The sequence below is a fragment of the Lentzea sp. NBRC 105346 genome (genome assembly GCF_030269605.1).
Taxonomy (GTDB): Bacteria; Actinomycetota; Actinomycetes; order Mycobacteriales; family Pseudonocardiaceae; genus Lentzea.
The window spans coordinates 284,600-298,249 of the sequence record NZ_BSTQ01000008.1 but is presented as its reverse complement, the minus strand read 5'-3'; the positions used below and the strand labels follow the sequence as shown (position 1 = coordinate 298,249).

12 protein-coding genes are annotated in these 13,650 nt (G+C 68.7%); 3 read left to right on the top strand and 9 right to left on the bottom strand.

Annotated features, from left to right (window positions below; translation table 11 throughout):
- Positions 1–54: 54 nt before the first annotated feature.
- From QSK35_RS19640 to QSK35_RS19620, 5 genes are all read right to left on the bottom strand, one after another.
- On the bottom strand, positions 55–804 hold the full coding sequence (locus QSK35_RS19640; protein ID WP_285748147.1) for a glucose 1-dehydrogenase: 750 nt from the start codon (positions 802–804) through the stop codon (positions 55–57).
- The gene (locus tag QSK35_RS19635; RefSeq protein ID WP_285748145.1) at positions 804–2,309 is read right to left on the bottom strand and encodes an aldehyde dehydrogenase family protein; all 1,506 of its coding nucleotides are present in this window, start codon (positions 2,307–2,309) and stop codon (positions 804–806) included. Before QSK35_RS19635 ends, QSK35_RS19640 begins: the two co-directional genes overlap by 1 nt.
- An 8-nt stretch (positions 2,310–2,317) precedes the next feature.
- Complete coding sequence (locus QSK35_RS19630) at positions 2,318–3,166, bottom strand: 3-oxoacyl-ACP reductase (RefSeq protein ID WP_285748144.1); 849 nt, start codon at positions 3,164–3,166, stop codon at positions 2,318–2,320.
- 13 nt (positions 3,167–3,179) lie between these two features.
- Complete coding sequence (locus QSK35_RS19625; RefSeq protein ID WP_285748141.1) at positions 3,180–4,265, bottom strand: Zn-dependent alcohol dehydrogenase; 1,086 nt, start codon at positions 4,263–4,265, stop codon at positions 3,180–3,182.
- An 88-nt stretch (positions 4,266–4,353) separates the two neighbouring features.
- Complete coding sequence (locus tag QSK35_RS19620) at positions 4,354–4,545, bottom strand: ferredoxin (protein WP_285748139.1); 192 nt, start codon at positions 4,543–4,545, stop codon at positions 4,354–4,356.
- A 46-nt stretch (positions 4,546–4,591) separates the two neighbouring features.
- Here QSK35_RS19620 and QSK35_RS19615 point away from each other — a divergent pair, with 46 nt between their 5' ends.
- A complete protein-coding gene (locus tag QSK35_RS19615) occupies positions 4,592–5,755 on the top strand; it encodes an acyl-CoA dehydrogenase family protein (protein ID WP_285748137.1) in 1,164 nt (387 codons plus the stop codon).
- A gap of 9 nt (positions 5,756–5,764) precedes the next feature.
- Entirely contained in the window at positions 5,765–6,736 is a 972-nt protein-coding gene (locus QSK35_RS19610) for an acyl-CoA dehydrogenase family protein (RefSeq protein WP_285748133.1), read from the top strand.
- A 48-nt stretch (positions 6,737–6,784) separates the two neighbouring features.
- Here the strand turns inward: QSK35_RS19610 and QSK35_RS19605 are convergent, their stop codons facing one another.
- Genes QSK35_RS19605 through QSK35_RS19595 form a run of 3 tightly spaced genes read right to left on the bottom strand, consistent with a single transcriptional unit; the run spans position 6,785 to position 11,003 of the window.
- Entirely contained in the window at positions 6,785–8,362 is a 1,578-nt protein-coding gene (locus QSK35_RS19605; RefSeq protein WP_285748130.1) for a GMC oxidoreductase, read from the bottom strand.
- 3 nt (positions 8,363–8,365) lie between these two features.
- The gene (locus QSK35_RS19600; protein WP_285748128.1) at positions 8,366–9,451 is read right to left on the bottom strand and encodes an NAD(P)H-dependent flavin oxidoreductase; all 1,086 of its coding nucleotides are present in this window, start codon (positions 9,449–9,451) and stop codon (positions 8,366–8,368) included.
- Positions 9,432–11,003 (bottom strand): acyl-CoA synthetase, encoded by a 1,572-nt coding sequence (locus QSK35_RS19595; RefSeq protein WP_285748126.1) that lies wholly within the window; start codon positions 11,001–11,003, stop codon positions 9,432–9,434. Before QSK35_RS19595 ends, QSK35_RS19600 begins: the two co-directional genes overlap by 20 nt.
- Before the next feature lie 74 nt (positions 11,004–11,077).
- On the opposite strand from QSK35_RS19595, the gene QSK35_RS19590 reads away from it, so the two are divergent.
- The gene (locus QSK35_RS19590; protein WP_285748124.1) at positions 11,078–11,869 is read left to right on the top strand and encodes a crotonase/enoyl-CoA hydratase family protein; all 792 of its coding nucleotides are present in this window, start codon (positions 11,078–11,080) and stop codon (positions 11,867–11,869) included.
- Between the two features lie 53 nt (positions 11,870–11,922).
- On the opposite strand, the gene kstD is transcribed toward QSK35_RS19590, so the two are convergent.
- The gene (gene kstD, locus QSK35_RS19585; RefSeq protein ID WP_285748122.1) at positions 11,923–13,635 is read right to left on the bottom strand and encodes a 3-oxosteroid 1-dehydrogenase; all 1,713 of its coding nucleotides are present in this window, start codon (positions 13,633–13,635) and stop codon (positions 11,923–11,925) included.
- Positions 13,636–13,650 lie beyond the last annotated feature (15 nt).

Genomic DNA, 13,650 nt, shown 5'->3' with positions numbered 1-13,650 from the left:
TCGGTTTTAGACCCGGCCTAACCAAGTCTTATCTTTCGGTCCACACTGAAGTTATCAACCCGACAAACCATGGGTCGCCGTCGCACCGCCGTCGACCGCGAACTCGCCACCGGTGCAGTAAGAGCTCTCGTCGCTCGCCAGGAACAGCACCAGGTTCGCGACCTCCTCCGGCTGACCGACGCGCCGCATCGCCACCCGCCGGCCGACCGGTGACAGGTCGATCGGCACACCGAGGGTCTCCGGGACCATCTGGGTGTCGATCGCGCCGGGGTGCACGGAGTTGACCCGGATCCCGTGCTCTCCGAGCTCCATCGCGGCGACCTTGGTCATGCCGCGGATGGCGAACTTGCTGGCGGTGTAGGCGACGAGGTGCGGCATGCCCGCGAGCCCCTCGACCGACGACACGTTCACGATCGAACCACCGCCGGCGCGTTTCATCGACGGGATGACCGCACGCATGCCGAGGAACGTGCCCACCTGGTTGATCCCGATCACCCGCTGGTAGTCGGCCAGGGTCGTCTTCTCCAACGCCGAGAAGTGCAGCACGCCGGCGTTGTTGACCAGCACCGAGATCTCGCCGTAAGCATCCACAGTGGACGAAACGGCCTGCGCCCAGTCGTCCTCGGACGACACGTCCAGGTGGCAGTACAGGGCACCCAGTGACGAGGCGAGCTCCTTGCCCGGTGTGTCGAGGACGTCGGTGATCATCACGGACGCCCCTTCGGCCACGAACCGGCGGGCTGCGGCCGCACCCTGGCCGCGCGCCCCACCGGTGATCAGGGCGACCTTCCCGGAAAGCCGCATCACATCAGCTCGTCTGTCAGCGGCATCATCACGGTCTTGAGCTCCGTGTACGCCTCGTACGCCGACTGCCCGCCCTCGCGACCGAGCCCGGACTGCTTGAACCCGCCGAACGGCAGGTGCGGCTCGAGCTGGTATCCGTTGATGCCAACGGTTCCCGCCCGCAGCCGGCGGGCGAGCCGGAACGCGCGCCGCACGTCGTTGGTGTAGAGCCCGGCGCCCAGGCCGTACTCGGTGTCGTTGGCGATCCGGACGGCCTCGTCCTCGTCGTCGAACGGCACCACCGTCAGCACCGGCCCGAAAATCTCCTCGCGGGCCACGGTCATGTCGTTGCGCACGTCCGCGAAGATCGCCGGCGACACGAAGTTGCCGGCGGCGAAGTCACCTTCGAGCCGCTGCCCGCCGGTGACCAGCCGGGCGCCTTCCTCCTGCCCGCGCGAGATGTAGCCCATGACCCGGTCCAGCTGCCGCGCGTTGATCAACGGGCAGGCGAGCACGGCCGGGTCGAACGGGTCGCCGAACGTGATCGCGCCGGCGAGCATCTGCGCGGTGGCGACGAACTCGTCGTGCACCTCGCGCTGCACCAGCGCCCGCGTCTGCGCGACGCACGCCTGGCCGGACAGGCCCATGGTCACCGAACCCATGGCCGTCATCGCCGCCAGCCCGATGTTCGGCGCGTCGGCGAACACCAGCGCCGGGCTCTTTCCGCCCAGCTCCAGGGAAACCCGCTTCATCGTGCCGGCCGACGCCTGCACGATCCGCTTGCCGACCTCGCGGCTGCCGGTGAAGCTGATCTTGTCGACCAGCGGGTGGTTGACCAGCGCCTCGCCGGTCGGGTCGCCGGGACCGGTGACCAGGTTGACCACGCCGTCGGGCACGCCGGCCTCGACGAGCAGCTCGACCATGCGGATCACGCAGAACGACGCGTACTCCGACGGCTTCAGCACGACCGTGCACCCGGCGGCCAGCGCGGGCGCGAGCTTCTGCGCGAACAGCACGAACGGCGCGTTCCACGGCAGGATCGCGGCCACGACACCGATGGGTTCGCGGAACGTCATCGCGAGGTGGTCGCCGCCCTGGTACGGCGGCAGCGTCTGACCGCCGACCTTGTCGATCCAGCCCGCGTGGTGGTCGAAGATGTCCGCGGCGATCTCCACCGACGTCGCGTAGACCTGCTTGAACGACAACGGAACGCCGTTGTCCAGCGCCTGCAGGCCACGCAGCTCGTCGGCATGCTCCCGCAGCAGGTCGCCGTACCGGCGCAGGATCTTCACGCGCGACCCGGCGCGGCTCGTCGGCCACGGGCCCTCGTCGAACGCCTTGCGGGCGGCGCGAACCGCGTCGTCGACGTCCCGTTCGGACGCGATGGCGAACGTGCCGATCTCCTCCGCCGTCGCGGGGTGCCGGTGCGTCCAGGTCTCCTCGGCCGCGCGGAACTGTCCGCCGATGAGCAGCTGGCCGTCCTTCAGGCCGAGCGTCTCCCGATGCGGCTGCACGGTGAGCGTCACAGCTCCTCCTACGGGTTGAGCGTTTCGGTACAGGAGAAAGTCCGTTGTGGATCGCGGCCGGCGAAGTACTCGCCCACTTCACCGACCGCGTCGAAGCGCCGTTCCACGGTCGGCGGGGCCATCAGCGTGACCGCGCCGCCGTGCACGACGAAGACCTGACCGCTGATCGACTCGGCGGCCGGCGATGCCAGGTAGGCGACGAACTTCGCGACGTGCACCGGATCCAGTGGATCCGACCCGGAAGGCGCATCTCCGAAAACATGGGCGGTCATCGCGGTCCGGGCACGCGGGCAGATCGCGTTGGCGCGCACTCCATAGCGCGCCAAACCGCGCGCGGTCGACACGGTCAGCGCGGCGATCCCGGCCTTGGCGGCCGCGTAGTTCGGCTGTCCCTCCGGCCCGAGCAGGAACGCCTCGGACGAGGTGTTCACCACCCGCGCGTACACCGGGCCGCCGGTGTCCTTCGACTGCTGCCGCCAGTACGCGGCGGCGTTGCGGGACAACAGGAAGTGGCCGCGCAGGTGCACGCGCATGACGAGATCCCAGTCCTCGTCGGACATGTTGAACAGCATGCGGTCGCGCAGCACGCCCGCGTTGTTGACCAGCACGTGCAGGCCGCCGAAGTGCTCCACGGCGGACGCGAGCAGCGCGTCCGCCGTGGCCCTCTCCCCCACGTCGCCCTCGACCACGGCGCACTTGGCACCGAGCTCCTCGATCTCCGCCGCCACCGCCGCCAGGGCACCCGGAAGATCGTTCAGGACGACGTGTGCGCCTCCGCGGGCCAGCTCCAGCGCCTCCGCGCGGCCCAGCCCGGCACCCGCGCCGGTGACGATCGCAACCTTCCCCGCAAGGTCCACTGTGGAACGTCTCCTAATCGAAGGTGACAACCTGCCGGATGAGCGAGCCGCCGCCGCGCAACGCCTGCAGGCCCTCGTTGATGTCGTCGAGCTTGATCCGCTTGCTGATCATGCTTTCCAAATCCAGCCGGCCTTCGCGCCACAACGAGATCAGCCGCGGCACGTCCCGGCGCACGTTCGACGTGCCGTAGAACGACCCGTGCAGCGTCTTGTCGTGCAGGAACAACTCCTGGGCGCTGAACTGCACCATCGCGTCGGCCCGTCCGGCGCCGACGACGGTGACGTGCCCGCCGCGCCGCGCCAGGTCCCAGGCCGAGCGGATCGTCTGCGGCAGGCCCACGACGTCGAACGTGTAGTCGAAGCCCATGCCGCCGTTGAGCTGGTTGTTGAGGTCCGCGACGCCCTCGGGCGTGGTGGCGTGCGTGGCGCCGAACTTCTTGGCCACCTCGTGCTTCTCGACGATCGGGTCGACCGCGACGATCCGCGACGCGGCCGCGAGCCGCGCACCCTGGATCACCGAGACGCCGACACCACCACAGCCGATGACCGCGACGCTCGACCCCGGCTCGACCTTCGCCGTGTTGAGCACCGAGCCGACGCCGGTCATCACGCCGCACGCGATCAGTGCCGCGATCTCGAACGGCACGTCGTTGTCGATCTTCACCGCGCCGTCCGCGGGTACGACGAGCTCCTCCGCGAACGCGCCCAGACCCGCGTAGCCGAACGCGGGCGCGCCACCGACGACGAACCGCGGCGAGGTGAACGCGGCCAGCGTGTGCACCAGGCACAGGTGGGACTGGCCGCTCGCGCACTGGGCGCACTTGCCGCACGGCGGCACGAACGTGATCAGCACGTGGTCACCGACCGCGAGCGACGTCACCGCGCTGCCGACCTCGACCACCTCGCCCGCGCCCTCGTGCCCGATCACGCCGGGTGCGAGTGCCGGGAGCGTTCCGTCCATTGCGGACAGGTCGCTGTGGCAGACCCCGCACGCCCTCATCCTGATCCGGACCTCGTCCGGTCCCGGCGCGGTTGTCGTCACGTCGTCGCGGAGCTCGAGCTTGTCGTCGCCGACCTGGTTCAGCACGGCTGCCTTCACCGGTATCACTCCTCGTCGAGCTCACGGCCGTCACTGGTTTGGCACAGTAGAATCTGTTCTTATTCGCCACAAGGGCCAAAGGTGTGGGTCATTCGCGTATCGCGAGCGCGCGCTTCGGGCACGTGGTCACCGCGAGCCGCCCGCGTTCCTCCTCGTCGTCGGTCAACACACCTTCTCGTACCTGCAGCAGCTCATCGTCGTCGAGATCGAAGACCTCGGGCAGGATCCCGACGCAGAGACCGTTCGCCTCGCACAGGGCGTGGTCGACGCTGACTCTCACGACTACCTCCTGACACGCCGCTAGAACTTGTTCTAGAGTAGTGCTCATGCGCATCGGATTCACGCCCGAGCAGGAAGAACTGCGCCGTGAGTTGCGGGCGTACTTCGCCGCGCTGATGACCGACGAGCGCCGCGAGGCGCTGACCAGGCCGGGCGTCGACTACGGCGATGCCGAGGTGTACAAGGAGACCGTCCGCCAGATGGGGCGCGACGGCTGGCTGACGATCGGCTGGCCGGAGGAGTACGGCGGCCGCGACCGCCCGATGATCGAGCAGCTGATCTTCGTGGACGAGGCGGCGGTGGCCGGTGCGCCCGTACCGTTCCTGACGCTCAACTCGGTCGGCCCGACGATCATGGCCTACGGCACGGACGAGCAGAAAGCCTTCTACCTGCCGAGAATCGCCTCGGGTGAGATCCACTTCTCGATCGGCTACTCCGAGCCCGAGGCGGGCACCGACCTCGCCTCGCTGCGCACCCGTGCGGTGCGCGAGGGCGACGAGTACGTCATCAACGGCCAGAAGATGTGGACCAGCCTCGTCCAGTTCGCCGACTACATCTGGCTGGCATGCCGTACCGATCCCGACGCCCCGAAGCACAAGGGCCTGTCGATGCTGATCGTGCCGACCGACTCCGAAGGCTTCTCCTGGACGCCGGTGCGCACGATGTCCGGCCCGACCACCAGCGCCACCTACTACTCGGACGTGCGCGTGCCGGCGTCGAACCTCGTCGGCACGGAGAACCAGGGCTGGAAGCTGATCACCAACCAGCTCAACCACGAACGCGTCGCGCTCTGCTCGGCGGCCCCGTTGCAGACGGCGTTCAACGAAGTTCTCGACTGGGCCCGGGAAACCGGTGCCATCTCACACGAGTGGGTGCGCGTACACCTCGCGCGCGTGCACGCGAAGACCGAGTTCCTCAAGCTGATCAACTGGAAGATCGCCGCCGAGGCCGAGCAGGCGCCGAGCCCCGCGGAGGCCTCGGCCACCAAGGTGTTCGGCACCGAGTTCGCCACCGAGGCGTACCGGCTGCTGATGGAGGTCCTGGGCGCCGGCGGGATGGTGCGTACCGGGTCACCGGGCGCGCTGCTGCGCGGCCGGGTCGAACGCATGCACCGCTCGGCGCTGATCCTCACGTTCGGCGGCGGCACCAACGAGATCCAGCGCGACATCATCGCGCGGGCCGGGCTCAAACTTCCAGCCGCTCCACGCTAAGGGGGACCTGTGGACTTCGCACTGACCGAGGCACAGCGCGAGCTGGCGGCGTTGACCCGCAAGATCCTTTCCGGACCCGCCGACCACCTGTGGTCCGACCTCGCATCCGCGGGCGTCCTGGCCGCGGCCCTGCCGGAGGAGGTGGGCGGCGACGGGTTCGGCGTGCTCGAACAGTGCGCGGTGCTCGTCGAACTGGGCCGCGCGGTGGCACCGGTCCCCTACCTGCCGACGATCGTCGCCGCGTCCGCGCTGGCCCGCTTCGGCACACCGGCGCAGAAGGCGAAGTGGCTGGTGGCGCGGCAACCCGTGCTCACGATCGCCTTCGAGGGCGAGGTCGTCGCCGAGGAGATCGAGGACGGCTGGCAGCTCACCGGCGAGAAGATCACGGTGCCGTACGGGACGACCGCTCAGCTGTTCCTTGTCACCGCGGGTGCGGACGTGTTCCTGGTCGAGCCCGGTGAAGTGACCATCACGCCACAGGAGCTGGTGCACGGCGACGCGGCTCAGCTGGAGTTCTCCGCCGTGCGCGCGGAACGACTCGGCGCGGTCACCGACTGGGTGGCCACGCGGTACACGGTCGGCCTGTGCGCGTTCCAGCTCGGCGTGACCGAACGCGCGCTGGAGCTGACGTCCGAGTACGCCCGCACCCGCGTGCAGTTCGACCGCCCGATCGGTTCTTTCCAGGCGGTGGCGCAACGGCTGGCCGACGCGTTCATCGACGTGACCGCGATCCGGCTGACGCTGTGGCAGGCCGCGTCACTCGTGGCGCAGGACCTGCCGGCGGACGCCGAGGTCGCGACGGCGAAGTTCTGGGCCGCCGACGCCGGGCACCGCGTGGCGCACACGGCCGTGCACGTCCACGGCGGCACCGGCATCGACATGAGCCACGACCTGCACCGCTACTTCACCGCGGCCAAGCGGGCCGAGTTCGAGCTGGGCGGCGCGACCGCCCAGCTGCTCAAGCTCGGGGAAGTGCTATGAGGGGAGCTTTCCAAGCGTTGACCGCTTGCAAAGCTCCCCTCATAGCACTCAGTTCACATCTTCCGCGATGATCCGTTCGACGTTGCGTTCCGCCAGCGCGGTGATCGTGACGAACGGGTTGACGCCGATCGTGCCCGGAATCAGCGAGCTATCGATCGCGTAGAGGTTCCGGTATCCCTTGAGGCGGCCGTAGAGATCGGTCGCCTTGCCCAGCACGCAACCGCCGAGCGGGTGGTAGCAGAAATCGTCCGCGAACGCCCGGTTGCCGCCGAACAGGTCGTACCGGTACACGGTCCCGTTCCGCTGGTTGATCGTGTCGAACAGGCCCTTGGCCGCCGCGACCGAAGGCGCGTTCTGCGAACGTGACCACAGCAGTTTCGCCGAGTCGGTGGCCGAGTCGTAGACGAACCGGCCGCGCTCGGGGTTCTTGGTGATCGCCAGGTACAGGCTCACCCAGGTCTCCAGGCCCGCGGGCATCGGCGCGATCTCCGCGAACACGGGCCTCGAAGTGTTCGCACGATCGTCGATGCCCAGGCACGGCATGCCGGACTGCAGCGATCCGGTCGGGTTCCAGATGTGGTTGGCGCGGGCGGTCATGATGTTGCCGTTGTGGCCCCAGCCCTTGCCGATCTCGGAACTGAGTCCCGGCAACGCACCCGTCTCGCGGGCCCGCAACAGGATCTCGGTCGTGCCGATCGACCCGCCCGCGAGGAACAGGTGCTTGCAGCCGATCTCCTTGACCGCGACGACCGCGCCCTCGGCCGTCGACTCCTGCACGGTCAGCACATACGTGCCGTCGGAGTTCTGGCGCACGGCCTTCAGCCGGTGCAGCGGCGCGATGGTCACCTTGCCGGTGCCCACGGCCGCCGGCAGGTAGGACCGGTCCAGCGAGCGCTTGCCGTGGTTGTTGCCGTAGATGACCTCGGCGGCAAGTGCCGAACGCGGCACCTCACCCCGCTCTTCCCGTTCCATGTAACCGAAGTCGTACACGTTCGGGATGAACGTGGTGCCGAAGCCCGCGGCCCCCGCCTGCTGCCGCGACACGCGCGCGAACTTGTACGCCTCGCTGTTCTCGAAGTACTGCGAGGAGATGGAGTTGACCCCGAGGGCGGCGTTGGCGCGCGGGAAGTACTTCCCGTACATCTCGTTCGCGTCGACCTGCGGCAGCACCTCCTCGAAGTACGAGCGCAGTGGCGTGACGGCCATGCCGCCGTTCACCAGTGAACCGCCGCCGACACCGCGTCCCACGTAGACGGACATGTCGCCATACGCGACGCGGTCCAGGACACCGGCGTAGGGGGTGATGTTCTTGTTGATCACGTCGAGCCAGAGGAACGTCGCGAGCGGCGCCTCGGTCCGCTTGCGGAACCACATGGAACGCTGATCCGGGTTCGTCATCTGGCAGAAGATCTTGCCGTCGGGGCCGGGCTTGTCCCAGCTCTTGCCCATCTCCAGCACGAGCGTCGAGACGCCGGCCTGGCCGAGCCGCAATGCGGCGACCGCGCCGCCGTATCCCGAGCCGACCACCACGGCCGGGTAGAAAGTGGCCGCCTCAGCGGGCCGTACTACCGAAGAGAGCGCCGCCGCACCGGCGCCCGCAAGAAACGCCCTACGCCCGAACGTCATTGTTCACCGAACCTTGTCCAGCCGTTCCACGGCTTCGTCGAACTCGCGCACCAGCGCCGCGACGACCTCGGCGACCGGGCGGACCTCGTTCATCCGCCCGACGATCTGACCGACCGGCATCGACACCACGCTAGGGTCGGCAGAACTGGCAATTCTCCTATGTGCTTTTGAGACAAGGAGATTCTGCAGCGGCATGGGCAACGGGTCCGGTGCGTCCGGCTCAGCCCAGGCATCCGTCCAGCGGGTCTTCAGCAACCGCGCGGGTTTCCCCGTATAGATACGGCTGCGCACGGTGTCGCTCGAGCTCGCCTTGAGGAGTGCCTGCTGCGTGGCGTCGTTGCCGAGCGCGTACTCGGCGGTCGTCAGCCAGTACGAGCCCATCCACACCCCGGACGCGCCCAGCGCGAGCGCCGCGGCGGCCTGCCGTCCCGATCCGATGCCGCCCGCGGCGAGCACCGGCACGTCGACCGCGTCGGCGATCTCCGGGATGAGCACCATGGAGGCGATCTCACCGGTGTGCCCGCCGGCCTCATATCCTTGCGCCACCACGATGTCCACGCCGTTCTCGACATGTCTGCGCGCGTGTTCGGCCTTCCCGGCGAGCGCGGCGACCGGGACGTTGTGCTCGTGCACGCGTTCGATGACATCGACCGGCGGCGAACCCAGGGCGTTCGCGATCAGCTTGATCGGGTGCTCGAGCGCGACGTCGACGTGCGAGCGCGCGACGGAGTGCAGCCAGCCGAGCACGCCTTCGTGGGTGTCGTCGCTCAATGGCGGCACGCCCAGCTTCTGCAGCGTTCGTTCGACGAAGTCCTTGTGTCCCTGAGGAATGAGCTTGTCCAGATCGACCTGCGTTCCTTCGGCGGGCACCTTGGCGGGCATGACGATGTCGACGCCGTAGGGCTTGCCGTCGGTGTTCTCGTCCATCCACGTCAGCGCGCGGTCGAGGTCCGCGGCGTCGTTGAACCGCACGCAGCCCAGCACGCCCATGCCGCCCGCGCGGCTGATCGCCGCCGCCACGTGCTCGGACGGCGTGAAGCCGAAGATCGGGAGCTCGATGCCGAACGTGTCACACAGGCTGGTGCGCATGGTCTTGCTCCTCGACGTACCGATGCGCCCACTGGTAGTCCGGCTTGCCACTGGGCGTCCGGCTGATCTCGTCGACGAGCCACAGGCTGCGCGGCACCTTGTAGCCCGCGATCACCTCGCGCACGTGTTCGTCCAGTTCGGACAGTGTCGGTGCGGCACCCGGCCTGGGCTGGACCAGCGCGCCGACCCGCTGGCCGAGCGTGTCGTCCGGCACGCCGATCACGAGCGCGTCGAAGACGTCCGGGTGCGACTTGAGCGCGGCCTCGACCTCCTCGGGGAAGACCTTCTCCCCGCCGGTGTTGACGCACGTGTTCCCGCGGCCCAGCAACGTGATCGTGCCGTCCTCCTCGAACCGCGCGTAGTCGCCGGGGACCGTGTACCGCTTGCCGTCGACCTCGACGAACATCCGCGCGGTCTTCTCCGGGTCCTTGTAGTAGCCGAGCGGGATGTTGCCGCCCCGCGCCAGCCGGCCGACGACGCCGGGTTTCGGTTCGATCTTCTGGTTGTCGTCGTCGATGACGATGGTGTCGGCGTTGAGCGTCACCCGCGTGCCGTCGGTCTTGCCGATCTCCTTGGACACCGCGCCGATGCCCGTGGAACCGGTCTCACTCGCGCCGATCGACTCGAGCAGCGTCACGTGCGGCAGCAGCTCGTGGTACTGCTCCTTGACGGTGTGCGAGAACAGCGCGGCGCTGCTGTTGATGACTCCCAGCGACGACGCGTCGTACTGTCCGCGCTGGAACTCCTCGATCAGCGGCCGGCCCATGGCGTCGCCGACGATCGACAGGATGTTCACCTTCTCGCGCTCGATCACCCGCCAGACCTCGGCCGGGTCGAACTTCGGCACGAGCACCGCGGTGCCGCAGGAGAACAGCGCGCCGAGCATCGCCCACTGCGCGGCGCCGTGGATCAGCGGCGGCAGGCACATCCGCACCAGCCCGTACGCCTTGCCCGCGTTGGCCTGCTGCCACTCGTCGTTGATCCACTCACCGGTCACGAAGTCGATGCCGCCGCCGAGCGTGCGCCACACGTCCTCGTGCCGCCACATCACGCCCTTCGGCATGCCCGTGGTGCCGCCGGTGTAGAGGATGTAGATGTCGTCACCGCTGCGCGGCCCGAAGTCCCGCTCCGGCGAGGCCTCGGCGAGCGCCGCCTCGTAGTCGCCGCCGATCACCACGGTGTGCTCGAGCCGCGGCGCCTCCACCTCGGCCACCACCGACGTGTAGCACTCCTCGTGCACGAGAGCGACGATGTCCGACTCGGTAAACAGATACTGTAACTCGTTCTTGGTGTACCGATAGTTCACGTTGATCGCGACGGCCCGTAACTTGTAGACCGCGAGCATGGCCTCGACGAGCTCGACCGAGTTGCGCCCGTACAGACCCACGTGCGAACCCTTGCCGATGCCACGATTTTGCAGGTGGTGGGCCAAACGATTGGCCCGCTCCTCGAGCTGGGCGTAGGTGGACCTCCGGTCGCCGCAGATGAGTGCGACGCGATCCGGGACGGTGTCGGCAGCGTGTTCGACCAGGTCTGCGACATTGAGGGCCATGCCGGTCAAAGTAGAACGTGTTACTGTTGGCGACAATCCCCCATGCGGTCAGACTCGATCCAGGAGGCGTCTCGATGACGACCACGACAGGACCAGATTGCTTGGTGGACTTGGTCGGGCACGTTCTGGTCGTCACGATGAACCGGCCTTCGGCGCGCAACGCCCTGTCCGGCGAGATGATGAAGATCATGCGCGAGGCGTGGGACCGCGTGGACTCCGATCCAGATGTCCGGGTGTGCGTCTTGACTGGAGCAGGTGGCGCGTTCTGTGCGGGCGCCGACCTGAAGGCGATGACGTCCAGTCACCCCAGCGACAACTTCGGCGATCTCGACCTGTCGGTGATCGACGCGCTGTTGAAGGGACGACGCCTGACGAAGCCGTTGATCGCCGCGGTGGAGGGTCCGGCGATCGCCGGCGGCACGGAGATCCTGCAGGCCACCGACATCCGGGTCGCGGGCGAGAGCGCGCGGTTCGGCGTGTCCGAGGCGCGGTGGGGCCTCTTCCCGCTCGGCGGGTCCACGGTGCGGCTCCCCCGGCAGATTCCCTACACGGTCGCCGCGGACCTGTTGCTCACCGGGCGGCACATCAAGGCGCGTGAGGCGTTGGAGATCGGCCTCATCGGACACGTCGTGCCCGACGGTGAGGCGTTGACCAAGGCGATGGAGCTGGCTTCGTTGATCGAGGCCAATGGACCCCTTGCGGTGCAGGCGATCCTGCGCACCATCCGGGAGACCGAGGCGATGCACGAGAACGAGGCCTTCCGCCTCGAAGCCCAGCTGGGCATGGAGGTCTTCCGCAGCGAAGACGCCAAAGAGGGCCCCCGAGCCTTCGCCGAAAAACGCGCCCCCAACTTCCAAGGCCGCTAGTGCCGTTATGGCCACCATAACGGACCTGAGGTCCGTTATGGTGGCCATAACGGTCAGCCTGCGGCGAGGTCGTTCGCGGCGATGTAACCGAAGGTCATGGCGGGGCCGATGGTGGAGCCGGCACCCGCGTAGCTCGTTCCCATCACGGCCGAGCTCGCGTTGCCCGCCGCGTACAACCCGGGAATGACCGTGCCGTCCGGACGCAGCACCCGCGCCCGCGCGTCCGTGACCATCCCGCCCTTGGTCCCGAGATCACCGGGCACGATCTTGAACGCGTAGTACGGCGGCAGCCACAACGAGCCGAGCGACGAACTCGGGAACACCGCCGGATCCGTGTAGTAGTGGTCGTATGCGCTGTCACCGCGCTTGAACTCGGTGTCCCGCCCGGCGAGCGCCATCCCGTTGAACTTCTTCACCGTGGCGGGCAACGCGGGCGCCCCGATCGCCGCGGCGAGCCCGTCGAGTGACCAGTTCTTCACCACCGCACCCGACGAGTACCACGAGTCGGGCAACGGCAGCGTCGGCGCGATGTCCCGGAACAGGTACCGGTTGCGGTAGTTATGGTCGACCACCAGCCACGCCGGAATGCACGGCGCCGTCGGGTTCTTGTCGTACATGACGTGCACGACGTCGCTGTAGGGCGCGGCCTCGTTGACGAACCGCTGCCCCGCCGCGTTGATCATCAACCCACCGGGCAGGGTGCGCTCGGCCAGGCAGAAGTAGGGGTCGCCGGGCACCGGGATCGCCGGGCCCCACCACGCGTCGTCCATCAAGTCGAACGCCGCGCCGACGCGCTGCCCGGCCCGGTGCCCGTCGCCGGTGTTCGAGCGGGCGCCGACCGTCCACTCGGTACCGATCGGCTGGCGCTGGTACTGGGCGCGCATCGCGGCGTTGTGCTCGAACCCGCCGGAACAGACGATCACGCCACGCCGGGCGCGGAACAGGCCGGCGGAAGTGACCACACCGGTCACCACGCCGCGCTCGACGAGCAGGTCCTCCAACGGCGTGTTCAGCCGCACCGGGACACCGGCGGCCATCAGCCCCGCGCGCAGACCACCGGCCAGGGACTGTCCCATCGTCAACGGCTTCTGGCCGAGCAGAGCGGCCTTCGTGCCGCGCGCCAGGCACTCGGTGGCGACCGCTGCGCCCTTGAGGTTCACCGCGGCGATCGCGAGCCACTTGTAGTCGGCGCCGAACACCACCATGCCCGGCGGGGTCGCCAGGTAGGGCGGGTTCAGGTGGGTCAGCTCCGGCCCGAGGATGTTGCCGTCCAACAGGTCCGGCTCGATCGACCGGCCGTTCGGCATGCCGCCCGGCAGCTCCGGGTAGTAGTCGCTGTAGCCCTCCATGTACCTGAACCGCAGCGGGCTGTTGCGCAGCACGAAGGAGATCATCGCCGGGCCGTTGGCGAGGTACGCGGCCTTGCGCGCGGCCGGCACGCGGTTGCCGACGACCGCGTCGAGGTACGGCGTCGCCTTCTGCGGGCTGTCCGGCACCCCGGCGTTCAGCAGGACCTCGTTGCCCGGCACCCAGATCGCGGCACCCGACCGGGCCGCGGAGCCGCCGTACGTGGCCGCCTTCTCCAGCACCACGACACTGAGCCCGCGCTTGGCCGCGGCCAGGGCGGCCGTCATGCCCGCCGCGCCCGCGCCGACCACGACGACGTCGAACTCCTCGGCGGCCGCGAGCGCGGGAACCCGCGACGTGAGACCGGCGGCGATCGTGAGCCCGGCGCCCGCGAGCACCTGGCGGCGGTTGAGCGACATCAGCGCTCCAATCGG